Origin of the sequence: Teredinibacter sp. KSP-S5-2, assembly GCF_032773895.1 — a bacterium.
GTDB lineage: Bacteria > Pseudomonadota > Gammaproteobacteria > Pseudomonadales > Cellvibrionaceae.
On the sequence record NZ_CP120416.1, the window covers coordinates 1,058,485 to 1,078,219 of the forward strand.

The following is a 19,735-nucleotide window of genomic DNA, read 5'->3' on the forward strand; positions in this document are numbered from 1 at the left end:
TCAAAGCTACGTATCTCCACTAGACGATCTTGTCCTGTGAATGTGTGCGATATCTCTTACAACGCTCAATTGGGAGCTTTTAATTCATGCTTACCCTAATCGGCAGCCTTCTTGGATTTGTATCCAGTGCCCTACCAGATCTAATGAAACTATTAAAAGATCGGCAGGAAAAGGCTCATCAATTGTTGATCCTGGATCGTCAAATTGAGCAAATGAAACTCGGTCATACGTTTAAGATTGATGAGCTGAATCTCAGCGCCGATCTGGAAGAAAAGCTGGCTATTTTGAAGCATGATGCGGCGCTTGGCGGCGATACCTGGGTCGATAAACTCAGGGCATCTGTCCGGCCTGTGATAACCTATGCGTTCTTTGGATTGTTTACCATTTGCAAGTGTTGCTTTCTTTACATTCTCATTTTTGAACAGAAGGTGGGTGTCGTCCACGCGGTGCCACAAATCTGGGATACCGATACCCAGGCATTGTTTGGCGCGGTGATGGGCTTTTGGTTTGGTCAACGTGCCATAGCACGATTTCGCCCAAATTAATTGTGACATTGCAATCAATGTTACATTGAGAAAACAGCGAGGATTTATGCGGGAAGGAATTCTTTCTTTCCCGCTTCCAGAAATTAATGACGCTCGACCGCACGACTTCTAAGAAATTCGATGGTGTTGTCCAAGGTTGGTTGATTGGACAACACGGGGCCGTCGGGGTTGTAAATGGCATTTTCAACCACGTCAATCCATTCGGTAGAGGCTAGAGCGGCACTTTGCAACTCTTCGGATGTATTGAGTAACTTTTTAATTTCGAAAAGTTGGTTGGCAATGATAAGCTGGATGTCTTCCAGCTTATTTGCGAGTTTTTGATATTCTTCTGATTTAATCATTCGGCTTGCTCCTTGCAAAGTAGGTTCTCTACATGTGTGTAGTGCCATTGCTGCGAATACCAAAAAATATGCTCAATACCAAAGGTGTGGGCGCTGTCTTGCAAATGCGCTTTATCATCACAAAATAATGAACGGCTTTCAGCCCAGGTTCGTCCGAGGTCTTTGTAATACCTTATGGTTACGCCGCTTTTGTCGACTGCGAAAATATGGCCGTTGGTCATGAGCGATTCGATAGTTAATGTGTTGGGATAGTGCTCTTGTAAAATGGCCAATAACTCAACCGGGGTGTAGTGATCAATATTATCGCAAATAATGAATTGGATAATTTGATTCGTAACTTGGTAGGCTAAAATAGTTCGGTGGCTCATGTGTACGTCTCCATGTTGTTGTTTGTTGGACACATGAACGCTTCAATTTAAGAAGTAATCCAGTCGAATGTTGAACGAGACGATCAGTTCTAAAAATTATTTTTGAGTGGGGAGGTGTTCCTCCCCAGTGAATGATTTAATCAATTTTGGTATAGATGTGTGGGTAGCTTTGCGGAGAATATTTTAGTATCTCCCACTTTCCGTTTTGAAAAATATGCAAATACGAGGCGTCCATTTTCTCTGCCTGGTTTAGCAGAGTGTCTTTGCTTATGCAGGCGATAGGTCGGTTTCTTTGCCAGGATTCTCCGCCATCCCTGTGGTAGGCGTAAGCATTGTCGTCTTCGATATAGGAAAGATTACCAAGGTCAATCAGCGATTTGGCTTTTTTATATTCGTTAAAGTGGGTGCTTAAGGCTTTACCTACGCCGCTTGGATCTCCGTCAAAATGGCAGTAGATAGAAATATACATATTGTCTTCGAGTTGTAGGGCGATGCAGCTTCGTGTCGACATTTTTCTTTTTCCTTTGTGTGTTTCGGTAGACACATGAACGCTTCAATTTCCATCTTAATCAAGTTGATGGTTGAGTTAGGTGATGGCTTTTTAAAAGCTAAATATTTCGCGTTGGTGATCGTCGGAATGAAAATGGCGGGACTTGGAATAAGCCCCGATGAACCATTAGTTTTTGATCGCGTAGACACGATCACCCGCTTCGTTTTTAGAAGATTCGATGGTGTAGCCATCTTTATTCATTAGGTTGCTGATCGTGCCGCGCACGGTGTGTTTTTGCCAGCCAAGTGTCTTTTCAATTTCATTCAAAGAGGCGCCTCCGTCGCGTTCAAGCAATTCAATGAGTTGTTGCTTTTTTGTCGGCTTTTTGACTGTCTTTTTTTCGGGTTCGTTTTCCGCTTTGGCTTTCTTTTGAGGCTTGGGTTTGGCTTTGATTTTGTTTTCGCTCTTAGGGATCTGATCTGCAATGGCTTCCCTGCCTGCGTCAGAAATGCAATATAAATCGCCGTGTTCTTCGATCAGGCCGCGTGTTTGCAAGCCATTAATTACTCGGCCAATAAGTGCGGGTGTGACATTACTGGGTAGGGGCAATACGCTACCATCTTCGCGCTGTGCGGCGTTTACCAGGGCTTCTGTTTGGGTTGCGGTAAGTTTACTCATGGTGTTTTCCTCTTGCCGTGTTGGCCATAATATTTGGTTGGGTTGGGATTTTTTTGCACACGCCGTCAAGTGTTGTTCGAATGCTCGCGAGTAACGCGCCGTGATCAAAGCTCACCTGATCAATCGGTAAATAAAATCGGTGTTCAGACGCCAGATTTAAGATCATCAACAGCTTGTTAATTTCTTGTAGATGCTCGAGGCATTCGTTTAATGCCGCCGCTTTTGCTGTGATCATATTGTGATTGATATCGTTAACGGTCATATCGAACCCTCCGTGCTTTGTGTGGTGTCCATGAACGCTTCAATTCGGAAGAGAAGCAAGCTGAAGTTCAAAGAAAAGATAAATAAATCGAAGAGTTCGGCGGAATCGTCATTTGAAATGTGGATGATCGGATTGTGTTTGCTTTTTTCGGAATGAGTATTTGAATTCGGCATAAAAAGCGACAGGTAATTGTCGCTTGTGGGGATGGGAAAAGATGTTCGTTTATTATTATGGTGCTTTGACCATTTTGAGACGTAAGGTTATCGACCAGGAAAAGAGCTTAAATTGAATCGATTTATCTATAACAAATGTTAGCTCAAATAAAGCAGGATCTTCGATATCCCGAATCATACACAACTGTTTTTCTATATTGGCTTTCAAGTCTTGTATAAAGTTAAGGTGCCAAAGCCTTAAATTGCATCTTTTTATCAGAAGGTTCGTTTCGGCGTAGCAGTTGATTGCTTCTATCGCCGCTATTAGTCCTTTTTTTTCAGATTCAATTTTGTCAATGATATCTTGATTCATCGGTAAGTCCCTTGTGTTTGGGGGGGCCATTAACGCTTCATTGCAACGAAGAATCCACTCTGATGTTGAGTCGGACGATGGCTTTATTGTTTTTTATCGTCAATTATTAAATCCGATGGGTACATGGATTTAGATATTTTAATGCCTTGATTCGTACTAAATCCTCGGTAGCGAATACGCACTATGTAATTTATGAAACCCCATGCACGGAATTTTTGATGTCGCTGTGGACTACTACGACGGCATTGATTCGATTGAAAATGCGTGGAAAGAGGGAACGTTACCAGACCCACTTTTAACCGTGTCTGAGTGGGCAGACGAATACCGAATTCTATCTCCGAAAAGTGCAGCGGAGTCTGGGCGATGGCGCAATGCAAGAACGCCCTATTTGACGGAGATTATGGATTGTTTATCCACCTCGTCGCCCGTTATGCGCGTAGCCTTTATGAAAGGCAGTCAAATCGGAGGAACAGAGGCAGGCATTAATTTTTTGGGCTATGCGATCCATCATGCGCCAGCGCCAATCATGTTCGTTTCGCCAACGGTGGACATGGCCAAGCGAGCGTCTCGTCAGCGTATTGATCCACTTATTGACGATGTGCCGGAAATTAAGGCGCGTATCGCGCCTGCGCGCACGAGAGATGCTTCAAATACGGTGATGTCGAAAGACTTCCCTGGCGGTGTGCTCGTTATGAGTGGCGCTAACTCTGCCGTTTCACTCCGAGCGATGCCAGCTAAGTACTTGCTGCTGGACGAAACAGATGGATACCCGGTAGATCTTGATGGCGAAGGCGATCCTATCCTGCTTGCCGAGCGTCGTTCCGCAACGTTTTCCCGTCGGCGTAAAATCTTCTTAGTAAGCACGCCGACATTAAAAAGCACGTCGCGTATTTTGCGCGAATTTCTGCAGTCGGATCAGCGCTATTACTTTGTGCCTTGTCCCCATTGCGGCCATAAACAACGATTGGTCTTTTCACGATTTAAGTGGCCAAAAGGGAATCCCGATGGCGTGGAGTGTATATGCGAGTCGTGCGAGCGAGGTATTGCTGAATACCATAAAACAAAAATGTTGGCCGAAGGTGAATGGATTGCGACGGCAGAAGGCGATGGGATTACTGTTGGTTTTCACTTGTCTTCGCTGTACTCTCCGCTTGGCTGGTTCAGTTGGGCTGATGCGGTAAGAATGTATGAGCAAGCATTAAAGCACCCAGAATTGATGAAGGGCTTTATCAATACCGTCCTGGGCGAAGCCTACGAAGAAGAATTCGAAGCGCCGGATTGGACACGCTTGTATGAGCGTCGTGAAGACTATCCGATGGGCGTTGTTCCTGAGAAAGGGCTCTTCTTAACGGCGGGCGTTGATGTACAAAAAGACCGAATTGAATGTGAAGTGGTGGCGTGGTGTCGAAATCGTGAATCCTTCTCAGTCGAATATTTTATCTTGCAGGGAAATACCGCAGAACAAACCGTGTGGAATAAATTAGAAAAGGTATTAAACACGGATTTTCCTCATGCACGCGGTGGAACGCTACCCATTCGAGTTATGTCTGTTGACTCGGGCTACAACACACAAACCGTTTACTCCTGGGTGAAAAAATTTCCCCAAGCGGTATGGGGTGGGGCTGGCGCAAGGGCGTCACAACCTCGAACCGTTGTTGCCATCAAAGGACGTGACAAAGAAACTGCACTGATTAGCTCGGTTTCCAATGTTGATATAGCGGGAAAACGATCACGATTAAAACTCTGGAATTTAGGTGTTCCAGTTGCTAAAGCGGAACTCTACGGTTGGTTAAAACTCCCCAAACCCACTGACGAACAATTCGCGAAGGGGGAAGGATTTCCAGCGGGGTATTGTCATTTTCCGCAATATGGTGAAGAGATTTTTAAACAGATTACTGCAGAACGTCGGGTGATTCGTATCAAGAACGGTTTTCCCAAAGCCATCTGGGAAAAAGATGCGGGACAAAATAACGAGGTTTTGGACTGCCGGGTGTATAACCGGGCAGCGGCGATGATTTACGGCCTGGATAGATTCCGTGAGTTGCATTGGTTGCGTTTAGAGAAAGCCATTGATGCAATGGCTGGACAATACCAAAAGAACCATTCTCACTCGGCGCAATCCCCAAAAATTAATCCACTGCAAGGATTGCAAACCACACAATCTTCTGATGATCCATTTTTATAAATCTGATGTTAAAGAGGTGCTATGATGGCGGATATTACGATATTAAAAACGCGATTGGAAGAAGCTGAAATTGCACTGCATAAACTGATGACTGGAGCCAGAGAAGTCAAAGTCAAGGTGGACGACTATGGTGAAACGACATTTTCAGAAACGAATATCGCTCATTTGGAACGGTATATCGCGAAATTAAAACAGGATATTGCGCGCGCTCTGGGGAGACCGCGTCGGAAACCGTTGTTCATAAAATTTTAGTCATTCGTTAAATCATAATTTAATTGTTTTCGATAAGGTCTGTATGTCTGTACCGTCTACTATTCTCGGTGCAGATGGAAAGCCCTTGGCTTGGGATACGTCACATCGCGCTGCGTCACGGACTGCAAAAGAGCTTGCTTCTTGGACGCCGGGGATAGGATCAGCGGATAGTGACCTTAATTCGGAACTACCTTCTTTAGTCTCACGTTCTCGCGATTTAATTCGTAACCACGGAGTCGCCTCCGGCGGCATTCAGACGCTTACAGATAATGTGGTGGGGATTGGTTTACGCCTTTCCGCAAAACCTGATTATATTGCATTAGGCAAAACGAAAGACTGGGCCGATGGTTGGTCAAAACACGTCGAATCATTATGGCGGGGATGGGCTGATAGTACCGATTGTGATGCAACGCGAAGTTTGACCTTTGCTGGTATGACGACATTGGTTTTTCGTTCGGTATTGGAAAACGGCGAGGCAGTCGCGTTACCGTTGTGGCTACCGACTCATAGTGGCCCTTATGCCACAAAAATTCAGCTCGTCGAATCGGATCGTTTGGAAAACCCGCATGGCAAACAAGATCAGGAAGCGTTGCGGGGCGGTATAGAGTTAGATGCGTATGGCGGTGCGAGTGCCTATTGGTTGCGAAAGCATCACCCTGGCGATTATTTCCAGGGGGTGACAGAACATTCCTGGCAACGTATTCCAGCTCGAACAAAATTTGGTCGAGAGCGAGTCATCCATGTGTTGGAAAAACAACGCATTGGTCAGCATCGAAGTAAGCCATTGCTTACTGCCATCATGCCGATGTTTAAGATGTTGGATCACTATGAACGCTCTGAATTACAAGCGGCGGTGGTTAATGCAATGGTGGCCGCGTTTATTGAAACGCCCCTCGATCTAGAGGGCATCAATGAATTATTCGGTGGTAATCAGGAAGACTACTTAAAAGCCAGGAAAGAGTGGTCGGTTAAGCTCCAAGGTGGGGCGGTCATTCCGATCTTTCCTGGGGACAAACTTTCATCGTTCACGCCGGGACGTCCTAACTCCGGTTATGCCCAATTTGTAGAGAACGTTCTTCGTCATATCGGCACAGGTTTAAACCTTCCTTATGAATTATTGATGAAGGATTTCTCCAAAACCAATTACGCCAGTGCTCGAGCTGCACTCATGGAAGCCTGGCGATTTTTTATGGGGCGTCGAACTTGGTTGGGGCAAAACTGGGCGAGCAGAATCTATTGTTTGTGGTTAGAAGAAGCCATCAATAAACAACTCATTGACGCACCGAATTTTTATCAAGCCAAAACGGCCTGGACTCGGTGTCGTTGGATCGGCCCTGGTCGTGGTTGGATTGATCCAGTTAAAGAAGCGAAGGCGTCGCAAATTCGGATGGACATTGGCTTATCCACATTGGAAGAAGAATGTGCGACTCAAGGTCTGGATTGGGAGGATGTATTAGAGCAGCGGGCGAGAGAGAAAGCAAAAATGGAAGAACTCGCTATAGAAAATTCGAATGATGTCTCAAATTAGGTTTTTGACGATAGGGATTGCTATCTAGATGTGATGTATTTCCAATGGCAGACACAGGTTATCGGTATAGTTTCGAACATCGAAGTAACAAATAATAATAAGAATAAATATTTGGCTTTGATTTTCTTGTCCATGACGATACAGCCTTGGGTGACTAAGGCTTTATCTCGCTCTATTTATAATGGCATGAAGAGAAAAGTATTTTCTTCTTGTCTCGAACGTTCTACTCTGAAATTCTTTTATCAACAAGGCGTCAACTCTTGGTTAGATTGAGTGTTTCTGAAATTAAACGTTGTTGGATATTGATCGTTGTCATGATCACAACGGGGTGCCCCGCAACCATTCCTTTGACAGAAATCGATGTCGAGAAACGGGATTTACATGCTGCGTTTCAATCCCTGTTGGACTATCCCAGTCTGCAACAATATTTTCATCCTGAATTGGAAGATAGAGTACCGGTAGTTGTGAAAACTAACGGGCATGTGCCTCCGGGTATTGACGTAATAAAATTTGGGCTTCCTGTAAAATTCATGGCGCAACCGAAGAGTGGAACCTATCTCGACGTCCACCAATTCTATCGAATACGAAACGACATACATTTTGACATCGACTATCCCGTTGAAGGTGTGTTTTTCAGAGGCAGACTTATAAAAGAGAAGACGCATTGGAGAGTGCATTCGGAAGAACTCACCGAGTATTAATCGATTGCTCAACGAACATTCACACAGCCCAGGCAACGGCCTGGGCTTTTTTTTGCCCCATTTTTAAGCCAACGAGAGAAACACTATGCCGGTCAACATCGACTATGACTTTATCCAAAAACTTGAAGGCGGTTGTCAAACGCAGGGGTATGTCCCCGACCCTGAAAGCAGTCGCAGTGGTGTGACCATCGCCACCGGGTTTGACCTTGGGCAACGTACCAAGCAAGACCTCATTGACTTGGGATTAAATGCGTTTTTAGTGAACTTGCTTTCTCCCTATTGTGGGTATCAAGGTGAAGAAGCCGAGGCGTATTTAAAGAATCATCCGCTTAAGATCTCTAACGCTCAAGCCGAATTGATTGATTTTTCGGTCAAAACACAACATACGTTGAAGCTGGAAGTGGTGTACAACGCGTCGATTGATAAAGACAAAATACGCTTTTCAGCGTTGCCATCTCCGATTCAAACCGTGATTGCGTCAGTCTCGTTCCAATATGGTATTGGTCTTAAAAAACGCGCGCCTAAATTTTGGCAAGCGATTACGGAACAAGATTGGAAACGAACACTGACTATCCTGCTCGATTTTGAAGATCGATACACAACACGACGTAATCAGGAAGCACGTTTACTTATGCAGGTTGTCTAACGTGTATTGTCTGTTATCTAGGGCATGACCCAGTTCCCCCTGGGCCTTTTTTTTATTCTCTTAAATACCTCGATTAGCTTTTTATTGGTTATTTTTCCTTTTACTCTGTTTTTCGGTGACTCCATGACGTTTTACAACTATGCCCAGCAAACACCGTGGGCGATTTCCGAACGTGTTTTGGAAACGATCCTCAGTATTGCACAGCGAAAGAATGATGTGCAGCAGTGGGTCGCGGAAAACATCAATGACCAAATGCTGGAAACGCAACTCAGTGAAGTGCGTGAGAGTGTGGCCATTGTGTCGGTGGTTGGCCCCTTGTTTCGCTATGCGAATATTTTTACGCGCATTAGCGGCGCGACCAGTTACGAGCTTATTGGCAAAGATATGCAAGCGCTTTTAGCCAACCCAGATATTCATTCGATTATTTTAAATGTGGATTCGCCTGGTGGTGAAGTCAATGGTGTGTCTGAGCTGGCAAAAATAATTTATAGAGCGCGGGGCATTAAACCGATTTATGCCTATGTCTCTGGCGATGCCGCATCCGGTGCCTATTGGATCGCGTCAGCAGCAGACAAAATTATCGTATCCGATACCGCAGAACTCGGATCAATCGGTGTGGTGGCGACAGTACGCCACTTTAAAGATGACAACGTAATTGAAATTGTTTCATCACAAAGCCCGCACAAACGACCCGATGTCTCGACGGATGCCGGAAAACAACGGATTCAAAATCGTATTGATGAACTTGCTCAGGTCTTTATTGACTCGGTGGCAAAACATCGAGGCGTTGATTCGGCGATTGTTGAAAACGAGTTCGGCGGTGGGGATGTGTTTATTGGGAAACATGCGGTGACCGTAGGGCTCGCCGATAAGCTGGGCAGCTTGGATTCGGTGATTGAAGAATTGAATAAAAAAAATAATAAAAATAAAAAAAGGCGACTTGATACTACGCAGAGTTTTCCATTACACCCCGCACCTTCGCGGGGTGTTTCATTTTTACAGCATGAGAAAAACACCATGACGCAACATACCTCCGAGCCGGAAACACCTTCGCCACATTCTGCTACAACATCAGCGGTCAATACGCCGACCGACGTGGTATCCCTTACTGCTGCCTATCCGCAGCTCGTGGAAGACATTCAATCCACCACCCATTCAGTTTCGTTTGAACAAGGAAAAGCCGAAGGCAAAAAAGAAGGTGAACAAGCAGGTATTCAAACGGGAAAAGATGAAGAACGACAGCGTATTGCGGCCATTTTGGGTGATGACGCGGCCAAAGGTCGGGAGCAGCTTGCACAACACTTGGCATTTTCCTCTGACATATCAGTGGAGATGGCGGTGAGCACCTTAAACGCCGCGCCGGTTCAACAGAATACGCCGACTAAACCGACATCGAGTTTTGAGCAGGTAATGGCCGGGATTCAAAACCCGGAGATTGCTCCTGCCGCTGAGGATCAGGAGGGCGAGGATGATGAACAGAAAAAAATGGAAGCGGCGGCACAGCGTATTGCCAGCTATTCCGTCAAGCATTCACACAATAGTCAAAACACACAGAACACACAAAATATACAAAATACACAAAAAACATTAGGAGGTGAGGTATGAGTTATCCAGGTATTGCAGAAGGGTTTGTTGATCAGGGCAGCTCGGTTGTTGACAATTTAATTGCCGGTGAATTTCCAAGAGTGGTGATGCAGGTTACCGTCGGGGGTGGTGTGGACTATCCCGCTGGCGCTGTTATTGGTGAAATTGATGATGAACAACTCTTTGTCTTCAGCGCCGCCGGTGCCGAAGACGGTTCGGAAATTCCCGAGGCGGTGTTGGCCGCACCGGTGGATGCGACCCAAGGCCCTGTGCAAGCAATGGCGTATTTTTCCGGTCACTTTAATTCGCAGGCGTTGACATTGGGAGACGGTCATACACTGGAAACCGTGCGTCGTGCTTTTCGTATTCGTTCGATTTTTCTTAGTGCCAATCAAGCTTGATCTGAGTTGTAAAGAATCTCAATTTTTTAATAACCCTATGTCGGTCACTCGACATCCATCGTTTCGCGCATTCTCCTTTTCGTTTTTTTAATTATTTTTTTTCATTTTTTAATTCGTTTCTTCTCATTTTTGTATTCGCAACACACGGCTCCCGGTAGGGAAAGGCTGTGGGGTTTTGCGTGTCCGCGTTATAGGTAAGTTCATGGATATTTTTTCCACATTTGTGTTAAATCGGGTGGTGGAATCACTACATCGTCCCGCGTCGTTTTTACTCGATGCCTTTTTTCCCTCCGTGCAAACTGAAGACAGTGAAGAAATTCACTTCGATATTGATCAATCCAAGCCGCGCCTTGCGCCCTTCGTTTCACCTTTGGTGGAAGGCAAGGTGGTGGCGGAAGAAGGGTATCAAACCTATTCCTTTAAACCGGCTTATGTGAAAGACAAAAGACGGTTCAATCCCAATGCGCCGCTGAAGCGTGCCATCGGTGAAACCATTGGTGGTTCATTAACGCCGATGAACCGCCGGGAGGCTGCACTGAATAAATCGATGACCAACCAACTGGAAAATCTCACACGACGAGAAGAAGTTATGGCCTCAGAAGCCATGCGGTTTGGTCGTGTGACGGTATCCGGTGAAAACTATCCAACCAAAGTAGTAGACTTTAAGCGGCACGCCGACCTCACACGTGTCTTGCTGGGGAATTTGCAGTGGGGCGAACCCGGTGTGAACCCACTCAATGATTTGGAAGATTGGGCAAGTATTATTCAGTTAGTTTCGGGGGCGGCGGCACGCACGGTAGTCTTTGATCCGATGGCGTGGCGACTGTTTAAAGACAACGACAAAGTGGATAAATTGTTGGATAAACGTCGTGGTACAGATACGACGTTAAGCATTGATCCCATTGCCTTTGGCCAGGGAAATAAAAAAGTACGTTATGTCGGCTCGATTGGCGATTTTGAATTCTTTGTCTACAACGATGTGTATGTTGATGACGATGGTGTGGATCAATCAGTACTGCCCAGTTACACCGTGCTCATGGGCAGTGCAGGCGAGTTGGAAGGCACTCGCTGCTATGGTGTCATCCAAGATGAAAAAGCCAATTACCAAGCTAATCGCTATTTTTCCAAATCCTGGTTAGAAGAAGATCCCGCAGTGCGTTGGTTATTGATGCAATCGGCTCCATTAATTGTGCCGTATCGTCCAAACGCCTCCATGTGCATTACTGTGCGACAAAGAGGGTAGTGTATGAAACGTATTGTGACCTTGGTGACCTTCGTCATCGATGCGGATGAGGAAAATAAAAACACAAATAACAACGGCAATAATCAGAGTTTTAGGACTCGCAAACCAAACCCTAAAACTATTCCGCCGTTGTGTGTATTGCCCATCGAGAATGATCGCGAGGCCGAGCAATTAGTGAAGCTGAAATTAGCCCGATGGGTAACCGAAGCCGATGCAGCACTTACCCTTGCCAATTCCACCAGTTCCTATTCGTCGTTAGGTATTGTCAAAGGCGAAAAGATCGGCCCAGCCGCTGGATTGATTGATGCGATTGTCGATGCCATTACCGATCTTGATCCCGCTGAGTTTGGAAAAGATAAAAAGCCAAATGTGAAAGCGCTGGAGAAAATTCTGGAGCAGAACATTACCGCAGCAGATCGTGACCACGCTTGGGCAATCTACCAACAGCTTGTGGAAGAAGGGTTAGGGGATGACGGTGCAGAAAAAGATGATACAGATCTGTTTGCGGCCGGTACGGAAAAAAGCTGATGCCAGTGCCTGAACAGTTTTCTCGCATGATTGATGCGTTATTTGTGCGCCTGGGTGTGGAAGCATTGTGGCAGCGGGGAGACGAAGAACCTGTTGCCATTTTGGTAATTCCTAAACGCCCGGAAAAATTGTTTGCACTCGGTGAAGCGGAAATACACGGTGAAGAACCGGTGTTTGATGTACGCCGCTGGCAAGTACCCGATTTGCAACTTGGGGATGTGCTAACGGTGGACAATGTGCCGTATCGTATTGAAGCGGAACCCACCTTGGAAAAAATGCATCTTGTGTGGGTAGCACAAACGTTACCACTGGCAACGATATGATCAATATCACGATTGAATCCACACCGGAATTAACGCAATGGGCAGCGACGGTTGGCGCAACCGAAAACCAAATTCGTCGTGCAGCCATTAAATCGCTGAATGTGACCATTCGCTGGGTGCGTGCGCAGATGGCCAGAGAGGTCGCGGCAAAAACCAAACTGCGTGTCGGGTTAATAAAATCCGGCTTGTTAACAATTAAGGCATCACGCAGTCGTTTGCAAGCCACGGTGGGGTTATCTAAACGTAGTGGTCAAGTACCACTGTCCAAAGTGGGCAATGCCGTACAAAACGATCAAGGTGTGGTGGTTAAAAAGAAACTGCATAAACACGCGTTCGTTGCGCGCATGCGATCAGGTCACGAAGGTATCTATCGCCGGAAATCTGATTCACGGTTACCAATCAAAGAGTTGTACTTTTTCTTTTCCCAGGATTTGCGCGATGCAATGGATTATTTCTCAGACGGGATTGCTTATCGCCACTTTGAACAACTTTTTGAACGCGAGATGCGTTACATCTTACGTTCAACCTTTCATAAATAATGTATTAAAAAGACAACTATGTTGACCTCAATTTTAAATGCGTTGGTTGAATTGCTGTCGACTATTGTAGGGGTGGGCTATGTCGGCCTTGCCCCTAAAAAGAAAACCAGCCTCAATTTGCCCGCGTTGGTGGTGGAGTTAGTGGAACTGGAACCGGATACCGATCCGGGCACAGGCGAATTGGCTTTGCGTGCGCATTGGGAAGCGCGCGTGGTTACCTTGGAGTCACAACCCGAACCTCAGTCCTGGGAACTGGTGTCGGCGGTTTTATTTGAATTATTTCAATCGCCTTGGATGTTGGAAAATGTTGGCTTGGTGCAAATAAAAAATGTGGCTCGAGATTATTTTTCGCCGGAATTTCAGGGGCATCGAATCTGGCTCATCGAGTGGGTACAGCCGCTTCGGTTGGGTGAGAATAAATGGGATACAGAAGGCATTGTGCCGCAGTCCATTTTTGTTTACCCACTGGGTGACGAAACAGGCGAATTGATTTCTGAGGAAAATTAATATGGACATAGAATTTCGTATTAGCGAGCTGGATCGTCGTTTGGCCAATATGATCCAACTTGGCCGAATCGATACACTGGATTTATCGGGGGATATCCCGAAAGCCAAGGTTCGATTTGGCGAACTGGTTTCGCCTTTACTGCCATTTATTACTGAACGCGCAGGGGAAGATCTGACTTGGTGGCCGATTGATCTTAATGAGCAAGTGATCGTGTTTTCGCCCAGTGGTACCCTATCAATGGGCATTATTCTAGGCTCGATCAATCAAAAGCGCTTTCCTTCTCCCACGAAGGATAAGGATTTACATTTCACCCGGTATTCAGATGGGGCGGAAACACAATACGATAAAAAAGCGCATAAACTCTCCATCATTTTGCCCAGTGGCGGTACGACGGCATTGGTGTCCGATGGCGGAATTAAAATAAAGGGAAAAATAGACATCGAGGGCGATGTAACCATTGCCGGAGATATTGACGCCTCTGGCGACATAACGGATCACACGCGAAGTATGCAAGCGGATCGGGATATATATGAAACACATTTAGCCACATATCACACCTAATATTAAAAGTGTTGTTGGAATAATACAAAATAATCTGGAAAAACTTTTGTTAATCCTAATACTCGGAGATAACATGCAGGGTGTCGATGGCAATACGGGAAAAGCTATCTCAGGTATTGACCATCTGCGCCAGTCCATACGCGATATCTTAACCACGCCATTGGGTTCACGTGTGATGCGGGAAACCTACGGTTCCCGATTATTTGATTTGATTGATCATCCAATTAATTCGGTGACAATAATTGAGATATACTCGGCTACGGCAGAAGCCTTGATGAGGTGGGAGCCGCGATTTGTAGTAAAGCGAGTGCAGGTGGAGTCGGTGGATCAAGGACAAATTATCCTGTTGCTTGAAGGTGACTATATACCACGGCGTGAACCGCTCATTTTATCTGACCTGAAACTGAATTTTTAATTTCGAGTTTACTCGAATTTATCTTCCTTCTTGCTAAATTGCTCTTCACTTTCTCGAGACGTCTATGAGCCAGTTTTCTGCCATTGATCTTGAGAAGCTGCCTGCGCCGGATATAATTGAGACGCTCGATTTTGAAACGATTTTTTCGGCATTGCTTGCAGAGTTAACCGAAGCTTACCCGGAATTTTCCGCCGATGTGGAAAGTGATCCGGCTTATAAAATCTTACAAGTGTCTGCGTATCGAGAATTAATGCTTCGCGCAGAAATCAATGATCGCATTAAAGCTTTACTCTTGGCGTATGCGCGTGGGTCAAACTTGGATCACATTGTTGCGAGCTATTACCGATTGCAACGAGAAATCGTGTCTCCGGGAGATGAGTCTGCAATACCGCCTGTTGCACCAAAATACGAAGATGATGACCGACTTCGTTATCGGTCCCAATTAAGCTACGAAGGATACAGCACCGCAGGCCCTGAAGGCAGTTACATTTTCCATGCGCTTGCCGCCAGTCCATTGGTCAAAGATGCCAGTGTCCAGAGCCCAACACCCGGTGTGGTGGTGGTCACTGTGCTATCAAACGATGGTGCGGGAATCGCCAGTGAAGCCTTATTGCAAACTGTTAACGCGCATTTAAATGATAAAACCATTCGACCACTGACCGATCAGGTATTGGTGCAGTCGGCAGAGGTTATTCCGTTTACAGTTGAGGCCGAACTCATTTTGTTTTCCGGGCCGGATGAGTCTGTGGTTGAACAAGCGGCTAACATCGCATTGGATGATTATCTTAAAGCACGACACAAGCTCGGACACGACATTACATTATCGGGAATGTATGCTGCACTTCATCAACCCGGTGTGCAGCAGGTAAATTTGTTATCACCAGTACAGAATATTTCCGTACAGCGGTCACAGGTGGCATGGAATACCGAGAAAAAGATTACCTTGGGAGGGCGGGGTGAATAGTCACAAGTAAAGAAGACAAATTCCTGTCTACCTATCTCGCTAGAGCTTAAATGCTTTCGATTTGGAAAAGACTTGTGTCACGAAGTATTTTCCGTTGATTTTTTTTATCGTGATATCGTTCGTAGAATCTATCTGAAATGGAAAGTCGTATTCGCCGGTCTCTGAAATCGATTCAATAACCTGCGCAGTTATCTCGTCTAGAATATTTATTTTTATGCTGTTGCGTTGATAGGAATAACGTTTGGATTGAGCCCAATTATTTTTTAGCCCTTCGATAGTCTCTTCCTTGTTCATGGTGCTCATCTGTGTATTTCCCTCGATATCCATGTTCGATACCATAATATAGTCTTCGGACATAACGGACTCAATGTTCTTAACGTCCTTATTAATGAAGTAAGTATCAACTGTTAGCATAAAATCTTGTATTTCCTTCTCAGTAATGTCATTTGCATAGGCAAACGTTGAAAGAAAACAAAATATCAAGGATGAAACGAAGAGGGTGTATATTCTCTGAACGGACATAAGCGAATCCCTTGCTAAATAAGACGGTTATTGATGTTGATCCATTATAGTGATTCTGACATCCCCTGGCAATTTAGGTCACTGTTGTGAGGTCATCGACTGCCAGTAGGAGGTCAAAGTGAGTAGGTCATTGTTGCCACCCAATCGTTCTGAGTTAGAACGCGCTTTGGAAAAAACACTGCAGCGCACCACATATATTCCAATTCCACTGGATACGCTGTGGAATCCTTGGGCGTGCCCAGCGGTGCTTTTACCTTGGTTAGCGTGGGCTGTGTCAGTGGATTATTGGGAAAGTGGTTGGTCTGTTGAACAAAAACGACAGGCGATTGCGGATTCTTTATTTGTGCATCAGCAAAAAGGCACATTAGCTTCCATTGAGCGGGTATTAGCAAACTTAGGTGTGACGGCAAATATTCGAGAGTGGTTTGAATTTAATGGTCCACCCCACACCTTTGAGTTGACTGCATGGGTGAACGACAATTTTGGTGGTGATGACAGGCCTATATTAAATACCCAATTATATGCGGCATTAAAAGCCGCTGTGGATGTAACCAAGCCAGTACGAAGTCATTACACCTTTCGTATTGGTGTGCAATTACAACAAACACTGCAATTTGCCTTAGCCAGTCGCGTTGCGAATCGAGCCAATGTGAGTCTTAAGGTAGTTGCTCCCACGTTCAGCAGTCAACTTCCTGTTCACCCGGTATCAACACTCCGAGCGGTGAATGTGGTGCGAATACACGCAACGCTAGTTTGACCGTTAGTTCGTTTTTCAATTTTTATTTGTTTTTAACCTCTCAATTTCCGTACCGTTTTACGGTTGTTTAATTATTTCCCTTTTCTGATTTAAATTTTTTAAGAGAGAACGTGCTATGGCCATCGCGCTAGTTCCGACAATTACATCCGCAGGACTGGCCGCTGTGTTTAATGCTACCAATGACGGTCTGCAGGCGCGGCTGACCCAGGTGGTATTTGGTGAGCAAGGCTGGACGCCAGATCAGAATGCAACACACCTTCGAGCTGAAAAAAATCGCGTGGATATTGAAGGTGGTTCGAGAGTGAATCAGACTCAAATTCATATTACCGCCATCGAAAATGGAAACCAGGAGTATTGGGTACGTGAAATCGGTTTTTTATTATCCGATGGTACGCTGTTCGCGGTATGGAGTGATGCGCAACAGCCACTCGCTTGGAAATCGGCAGATGTGGATTTGTTATTAGCCTTTGATATGGTACTGAGTGCCTTACCGGATGACAGTGTTGTTGTTGAGGGAACAGGTGGTTTTAATTTATCGCCTGCGACTGAGGATGAGATTGGGCTCGTTCGACTTGTCACGGAAGCCGAAGCGAGAGCGGGTGTGATAAATACTGCCGTGGCCATGACACCGTGGGGTACGCGACAACATGGTGATGCTCGGTATGCTGGGAAACAGCATACGCACACTTGGGGGCAGGTGACGGGTAAGCCGACCACATTTACGCCAGCAGTTCACTCTCACACATGGAATCAAATAGGCGGCAGGCCAACGAGTATGCCGCCAACGCCACATTACCACGATGATCGGTATACGCCGACCAATAATTTTTTGGTGAGTTGGGGGCGAACTACCACGCGTAATCGACGGTCAGCGGTGAATTGGGATGGTTCAAATAACTTCAGTTATAACTACGCCGATATTGGGCCGCCAGTGGGATATACCACGAGTCATCTTATGGGATTTCTCGCCAGTATTGGGTTTATTCATTTTGGTGGCGAGGTTGATGGTATTGACCGAATATGGTGCCGATGGCGGATTCAAAATGGCAATATTCGCGTGATTTGTCAAAACAGCGAAAACAATGCCGCATCGCAAATCAATTACATGGCGATCTGGCGGAAGTAATGGTGAACAATAGATAGGAGTAACTCGTTTTATGGATAATTTATATTGGTTAGAAATTGACGGCACCGACATTATTGGAGTGCATTCGGTAAAAGGGCAGTCCGACTATACGTGGGTGTCTCTGTCCGAAGGCGAGGATATGCCAGATCCTGGAGATAACTTTATCGATGGTAAAGTGGTTCAACGTCAGGCCGAGATTGATCCTCCCCAAGAAAAGCGCATTCTTGCACAGCAAAAGATTATTGATGTGTACCCACTTTGGAAACAGATGAATATTCTTCGAAATGGTACTGAAGTGGAACAGACCACAATGGGGCGGTTTATTGATGCAGTCCGTACTTGGTCAAATAACCCGAAGAGCACAGTAAAACAACTCGATAAGATTGTGCCTTAGTTTTTATTCTTTCGTTTTTATACCTGAATTCATTCCCTTCGTTTTCTCTTTTTCTTTCTTTCATTTTTAACTTTTACATTTCCTCGTGAGATGGGGTGAGCTATGGCGTTTTTACATGGTGTGGAAGTCGTTGAAATTAACAACGGTCCACGTCCAATTCGTACTGTGCGTTCGAGCGTAGTTGGTTTAATTGGCACGGCACCGGAAGCCGACCCAGAACGTTTTCCGTTAAATTTTCCTGTGCTGGTGGCTGGGCGACGATCTGATATGGCGGGTATTGGTTCGACCGGAACCTTGCCCGCTGCGTTGGATGATATCTTTGACCAAGCGGGTGCGCTGATTGTGGTGGTGCGTGTGAGTGACGGTATTACTCAGCCTTCAGATGGCTACGGTGGTGCTGTTGATCCCAGCGATACCTTTGATGGGGAAGAGTATATTCCCCCACCATCAGAAGCACTTAATGAAGTGATCGGCGGTGTGGATAATGACACAGGACAATATCTCGGTGTGTATGCGTTTCTAGCGGCACAAAGTGAAGTTCATGTCACACCGCGCGTGCTTATTGCCCCGGAGTTTTCACACAACGCCGCAGTGGCCAATGAAATGTTAACGGTTGCAGAACGATTGCGCGCCGTAGTGATCGCCGATGGCCCCAATACCAATGATATTGAAGCGATTCATTATCGTGAACAATTTGGTAGTCCACGCTTATACATTGTTGATCCTTGGGTACGAGTGTGGAATACGGCAATCGGTGCCGAAGTGATTCGTCCTGTCAGTGCGCGTGTGGCTGGGTTAATCGCAAAAAGCGATGCCGAATTTGGTTTTTGGCGTTCACCGTCGAATCAAGAGTTACGTGGGATTCTCGGCCCGGTGAGAAGCATTGACTTTACGCTTGGTGATCCGAATGCGCGTGCCAATATCCTAAATGAAAATGAAGTGGCCACGGTTATTCAAGAAACGGGTTATCGCCTATGGGGCAATCGCACCTGTTCCGATGATCAAAAATGGGCGTTCTTATCGGTACGCCGTACAGCAGATATGGTGAACGAAAGCATTCTCCAAGGACACCTGTGGGCAGTGGATCGTACTATTTCTAAAACCTATGTCGAGGATGTGTTGGAAGGTGTCAATGCGTACCTTCGTTCTTTGCGAACACGTGGTGCGATTATCAACGGCCAAGCTTGGATCGATGCGGAGTTCAATACGCCTGCGGATATTGCGTCGGGAAAAGTGACCTTCAGTTTTGACTTTACGCCGCCACCGCCAGCAGAACACATTGTTTTTCGTAGCGAAGTGGTTAACGGCTATTTAACGGAAGTGATTCCTTTGCCTGCGAATTAAGTTCC

General features: G+C 45.8%; 27 protein-coding genes. 20 read left to right on the forward strand and 7 right to left on the reverse strand.

The annotated features are described in order from the left end of the window. Positions 1-86: 86 nt before the first annotated feature. Positions 87-545 (forward strand): 3TM-type holin, encoded by a 459-nt coding sequence (locus P5V12_RS05010; protein ID WP_316956157.1) that lies wholly within the window; start codon positions 87-89, stop codon positions 543-545. Between the two features lie 83 nt (positions 546-628). Here the strand turns inward: P5V12_RS05010 and P5V12_RS05015 are convergent, their stop codons facing one another. The 6 genes from P5V12_RS05015 to P5V12_RS05040 form a co-directional block, all read right to left on the reverse strand. Then, complete coding sequence (locus tag P5V12_RS05015; RefSeq protein WP_316956158.1) at positions 629-886, reverse strand: hypothetical protein; 258 nt, start codon at positions 884-886, stop codon at positions 629-631. Then, positions 883-1,254 carry a hypothetical protein gene (locus P5V12_RS05020; protein WP_316956159.1) on the reverse strand — a complete coding sequence of 124 codons (372 nt, stop codon included), beginning with the start codon at positions 1,252-1,254 and terminating at the stop codon, positions 883-885. Before P5V12_RS05020 ends, P5V12_RS05015 begins: the two co-directional genes overlap by 4 nt. Positions 1,255-1,390: 136 nt before the next feature. Beyond that, positions 1,391-1,765, reverse strand: coding sequence for a hypothetical protein (locus P5V12_RS05025; RefSeq protein WP_316956160.1), 375 nt, complete (start codon positions 1,763-1,765; stop codon positions 1,391-1,393). A 165-nt stretch (positions 1,766-1,930) separates the two neighbouring features. Next, entirely contained in the window at positions 1,931-2,422 is a 492-nt protein-coding gene (locus tag P5V12_RS05030) for a DUF3489 domain-containing protein (protein ID WP_316956161.1), read from the reverse strand. Continuing rightward, positions 2,415-2,684, reverse strand: coding sequence for a hypothetical protein (locus P5V12_RS05035; protein WP_316956162.1), 270 nt, complete (start codon positions 2,682-2,684; stop codon positions 2,415-2,417). The genes P5V12_RS05030 and P5V12_RS05035 overlap by 8 nt, the downstream gene beginning before the upstream one ends. A 228-nt stretch (positions 2,685-2,912) precedes the next feature. Beyond that, positions 2,913-3,209: a hypothetical protein gene (locus P5V12_RS05040; protein WP_316956163.1), complete on the reverse strand. Its 297-nt coding sequence runs from the start codon at positions 3,207-3,209 to the stop codon at positions 2,913-2,915. 202 nt (positions 3,210-3,411) lie between these two features. Between P5V12_RS05040 and P5V12_RS05045 the strand changes: the two genes are divergently transcribed. The 15 genes from P5V12_RS05045 (at position 3,412) to P5V12_RS05115 (ending at position 15,587) form a co-directional block, all read left to right on the forward strand. Then, positions 3,412-5,394 (forward strand): phage terminase large subunit family protein, encoded by a 1,983-nt coding sequence (locus P5V12_RS05045; protein WP_316956164.1) that lies wholly within the window; start codon positions 3,412-3,414, stop codon positions 5,392-5,394. A gap of 21 nt (positions 5,395-5,415) precedes the next feature. Then, a complete protein-coding gene (gene gpW / locus P5V12_RS05050; protein WP_316956166.1) occupies positions 5,416-5,646 on the forward strand; it encodes a gpW family head-tail joining protein in 231 nt (76 codons plus the stop codon). A gap of 43 nt (positions 5,647-5,689) precedes the next feature. Next, the gene (locus P5V12_RS05055; RefSeq protein WP_316956167.1) at positions 5,690-7,174 is read left to right on the forward strand and encodes a phage portal protein; all 1,485 of its coding nucleotides are present in this window, start codon (positions 5,690-5,692) and stop codon (positions 7,172-7,174) included. Positions 7,175-7,434: 260 nt separating this feature from the next. Continuing rightward, positions 7,435-7,875, forward strand: a complete 441-nt coding sequence (locus P5V12_RS05060) for a hypothetical protein (RefSeq protein ID WP_316956168.1) — start codon at positions 7,435-7,437, stop codon at positions 7,873-7,875. A gap of 85 nt (positions 7,876-7,960) precedes the next feature. Further along, positions 7,961-8,521, forward strand: coding sequence for a pesticin C-terminus-like muramidase (locus tag P5V12_RS05065; protein WP_316956169.1), 561 nt, complete (start codon positions 7,961-7,963; stop codon positions 8,519-8,521). Positions 8,522-8,644: 123 nt separating this feature from the next. After that, a complete protein-coding gene (locus tag P5V12_RS05070) occupies positions 8,645-10,126 on the forward strand; it encodes a S49 family peptidase (protein ID WP_316956171.1) in 1,482 nt (493 codons plus the stop codon). Continuing rightward, the gene (locus P5V12_RS05075; RefSeq protein ID WP_316956172.1) at positions 10,123-10,506 is read left to right on the forward strand and encodes a head decoration protein; all 384 of its coding nucleotides are present in this window, start codon (positions 10,123-10,125) and stop codon (positions 10,504-10,506) included. The genes P5V12_RS05070 and P5V12_RS05075 overlap by 4 nt, the downstream gene beginning before the upstream one ends. Before the next feature lie 202 nt (positions 10,507-10,708). Further along, a complete protein-coding gene (locus tag P5V12_RS05080; protein WP_316956174.1) occupies positions 10,709-11,749 on the forward strand; it encodes a major capsid protein in 1,041 nt (346 codons plus the stop codon). A gap of 3 nt (positions 11,750-11,752) precedes the next feature. After that, positions 11,753-12,277: a hypothetical protein gene (locus tag P5V12_RS05085; protein ID WP_316956175.1), complete on the forward strand. Its 525-nt coding sequence runs from the start codon at positions 11,753-11,755 to the stop codon at positions 12,275-12,277. After that, a complete protein-coding gene (locus P5V12_RS05090; RefSeq protein ID WP_316956176.1) occupies positions 12,277-12,600 on the forward strand; it encodes a hypothetical protein in 324 nt (107 codons plus the stop codon). The genes P5V12_RS05085 and P5V12_RS05090 overlap by 1 nt, the downstream gene beginning before the upstream one ends. Further along, positions 12,597-13,139 carry a phage tail protein gene (locus P5V12_RS05095; protein ID WP_316956178.1) on the forward strand — a complete coding sequence of 181 codons (543 nt, stop codon included), beginning with the start codon at positions 12,597-12,599 and terminating at the stop codon, positions 13,137-13,139. The genes P5V12_RS05090 and P5V12_RS05095 overlap by 4 nt, the downstream gene beginning before the upstream one ends. An 18-nt stretch (positions 13,140-13,157) precedes the next feature. Next, positions 13,158-13,646 (forward strand): hypothetical protein, encoded by a 489-nt coding sequence (locus P5V12_RS05100; protein ID WP_316956180.1) that lies wholly within the window; start codon positions 13,158-13,160, stop codon positions 13,644-13,646. A gap of 1 nt (position 13,647) precedes the next feature. Continuing rightward, positions 13,648-14,208 carry a phage baseplate assembly protein V gene (locus P5V12_RS05105; protein ID WP_316956181.1) on the forward strand — a complete coding sequence of 187 codons (561 nt, stop codon included), beginning with the start codon at positions 13,648-13,650 and terminating at the stop codon, positions 14,206-14,208. Positions 14,209-14,254: 46 nt separating this feature from the next. Next, positions 14,255-14,623 (forward strand): GPW/gp25 family protein, encoded by a 369-nt coding sequence (locus P5V12_RS05110; RefSeq protein ID WP_316956182.1) that lies wholly within the window; start codon positions 14,255-14,257, stop codon positions 14,621-14,623. A gap of 64 nt (positions 14,624-14,687) precedes the next feature. Beyond that, on the forward strand, positions 14,688-15,587 hold the full coding sequence (locus P5V12_RS05115) for a baseplate J/gp47 family protein (protein ID WP_316956183.1): 900 nt from the start codon (positions 14,688-14,690) through the stop codon (positions 15,585-15,587). A 39-nt stretch (positions 15,588-15,626) separates the two neighbouring features. Here P5V12_RS05115 and P5V12_RS05120 read toward each other — a convergent pair whose 3' ends face one another. Beyond that, positions 15,627-16,109 (reverse strand): hypothetical protein, encoded by a 483-nt coding sequence (locus P5V12_RS05120; protein WP_316956184.1) that lies wholly within the window; start codon positions 16,107-16,109, stop codon positions 15,627-15,629. A 118-nt stretch (positions 16,110-16,227) separates the two neighbouring features. Here P5V12_RS05120 and P5V12_RS05125 point away from each other — a divergent pair, with 118 nt between their 5' ends. The 4 genes from P5V12_RS05125 (at position 16,228) to P5V12_RS05140 (ending at position 19,730) form a co-directional block, all read left to right on the forward strand. Then, on the forward strand, positions 16,228-16,866 hold the full coding sequence (locus P5V12_RS05125) for a phage tail protein I (RefSeq protein WP_316956185.1): 639 nt from the start codon (positions 16,228-16,230) through the stop codon (positions 16,864-16,866). Positions 16,867-16,981: 115 nt separating this feature from the next. Further along, positions 16,982-17,992, forward strand: a complete 1,011-nt coding sequence (locus P5V12_RS05130) for a phage tail protein (RefSeq protein ID WP_316956186.1) — start codon at positions 16,982-16,984, stop codon at positions 17,990-17,992. 31 nt (positions 17,993-18,023) lie between these two features. Continuing rightward, complete coding sequence (locus P5V12_RS05135) at positions 18,024-18,386, forward strand: hypothetical protein (protein WP_316956187.1); 363 nt, start codon at positions 18,024-18,026, stop codon at positions 18,384-18,386. 102 nt (positions 18,387-18,488) lie between these two features. Then, a complete protein-coding gene (locus tag P5V12_RS05140; RefSeq protein WP_316956189.1) occupies positions 18,489-19,730 on the forward strand; it encodes a phage tail sheath C-terminal domain-containing protein in 1,242 nt (413 codons plus the stop codon). The last annotated feature ends 5 nt before the right edge of the window (positions 19,731-19,735 follow it).

Excerpts from the sequence above, each read along its gene's own strand:
- P5V12_RS05095 (WP_316956178.1), top strand. The coding sequence starts at position 12,597 with ATGATCAATATCACGATTGAATCCACACCGGAATTAACGCAATGGGCA.
- P5V12_RS05045 (WP_316956164.1), top strand. The coding sequence starts at position 3,412 with ATGCACGGAATTTTTGATGTCGCTGTGGACTACTACGACGGCATTGAT.
- P5V12_RS05065 (WP_316956169.1), top strand. The coding sequence starts at position 7,961 with ATGCCGGTCAACATCGACTATGACTTTATCCAAAAACTTGAAGGCGGT.
- P5V12_RS05015 (WP_316956158.1), bottom strand. The coding sequence starts at position 886 with ATGATTAAATCAGAAGAATATCAAAAACTCGCAAATAAGCTGGAAGAC.
- P5V12_RS05070 (WP_316956171.1), top strand. The coding sequence starts at position 8,645 with ATGACGTTTTACAACTATGCCCAGCAAACACCGTGGGCGATTTCCGAA.
- P5V12_RS05075 (WP_316956172.1), top strand. The coding sequence starts at position 10,123 with ATGAGTTATCCAGGTATTGCAGAAGGGTTTGTTGATCAGGGCAGCTCG.
- P5V12_RS05080 (WP_316956174.1), top strand. The coding sequence starts at position 10,709 with ATGGATATTTTTTCCACATTTGTGTTAAATCGGGTGGTGGAATCACTA.
- P5V12_RS05090 (WP_316956176.1), top strand. The coding sequence starts at position 12,277 with ATGCCAGTGCCTGAACAGTTTTCTCGCATGATTGATGCGTTATTTGTG.
- P5V12_RS05120 (WP_316956184.1), bottom strand. The coding sequence starts at position 16,109 with ATGTCCGTTCAGAGAATATACACCCTCTTCGTTTCATCCTTGATATTT.
- P5V12_RS05105 (WP_316956181.1), top strand. The coding sequence starts at position 13,648 with ATGGACATAGAATTTCGTATTAGCGAGCTGGATCGTCGTTTGGCCAAT.
- P5V12_RS05135 (WP_316956187.1), top strand. The coding sequence starts at position 18,024 with ATGGATAATTTATATTGGTTAGAAATTGACGGCACCGACATTATTGGA.
- P5V12_RS05055 (WP_316956167.1), top strand. The coding sequence starts at position 5,690 with ATGTCTGTACCGTCTACTATTCTCGGTGCAGATGGAAAGCCCTTGGCT.
- P5V12_RS05025 (WP_316956160.1), bottom strand. The coding sequence starts at position 1,765 with ATGTCGACACGAAGCTGCATCGCCCTACAACTCGAAGACAATATGTAT.
- P5V12_RS05040 (WP_316956163.1), bottom strand. The coding sequence starts at position 3,209 with ATGAATCAAGATATCATTGACAAAATTGAATCTGAAAAAAAAGGACTA.
- P5V12_RS05010 (WP_316956157.1), top strand. The coding sequence starts at position 87 with ATGCTTACCCTAATCGGCAGCCTTCTTGGATTTGTATCCAGTGCCCTA.
- P5V12_RS05100 (WP_316956180.1), top strand. The coding sequence starts at position 13,158 with ATGTTGACCTCAATTTTAAATGCGTTGGTTGAATTGCTGTCGACTATT.
- P5V12_RS05140 (WP_316956189.1), top strand. The coding sequence starts at position 18,489 with ATGGCGTTTTTACATGGTGTGGAAGTCGTTGAAATTAACAACGGTCCA.
- P5V12_RS05035 (WP_316956162.1), bottom strand. The coding sequence starts at position 2,684 with ATGACCGTTAACGATATCAATCACAATATGATCACAGCAAAAGCGGCG.
- P5V12_RS05085 (WP_316956175.1), top strand. The coding sequence starts at position 11,753 with ATGAAACGTATTGTGACCTTGGTGACCTTCGTCATCGATGCGGATGAG.
- gpW (WP_316956166.1), top strand. The coding sequence starts at position 5,416 with ATGATGGCGGATATTACGATATTAAAAACGCGATTGGAAGAAGCTGAA.
- P5V12_RS05130 (WP_316956186.1), top strand. The coding sequence starts at position 16,982 with ATGGCCATCGCGCTAGTTCCGACAATTACATCCGCAGGACTGGCCGCT.
- P5V12_RS05115 (WP_316956183.1), top strand. The coding sequence starts at position 14,688 with ATGAGCCAGTTTTCTGCCATTGATCTTGAGAAGCTGCCTGCGCCGGAT.
- P5V12_RS05020 (WP_316956159.1), bottom strand. The coding sequence starts at position 1,254 with ATGAGCCACCGAACTATTTTAGCCTACCAAGTTACGAATCAAATTATC.
- P5V12_RS05030 (WP_316956161.1), bottom strand. The coding sequence starts at position 2,422 with ATGAGTAAACTTACCGCAACCCAAACAGAAGCCCTGGTAAACGCCGCA.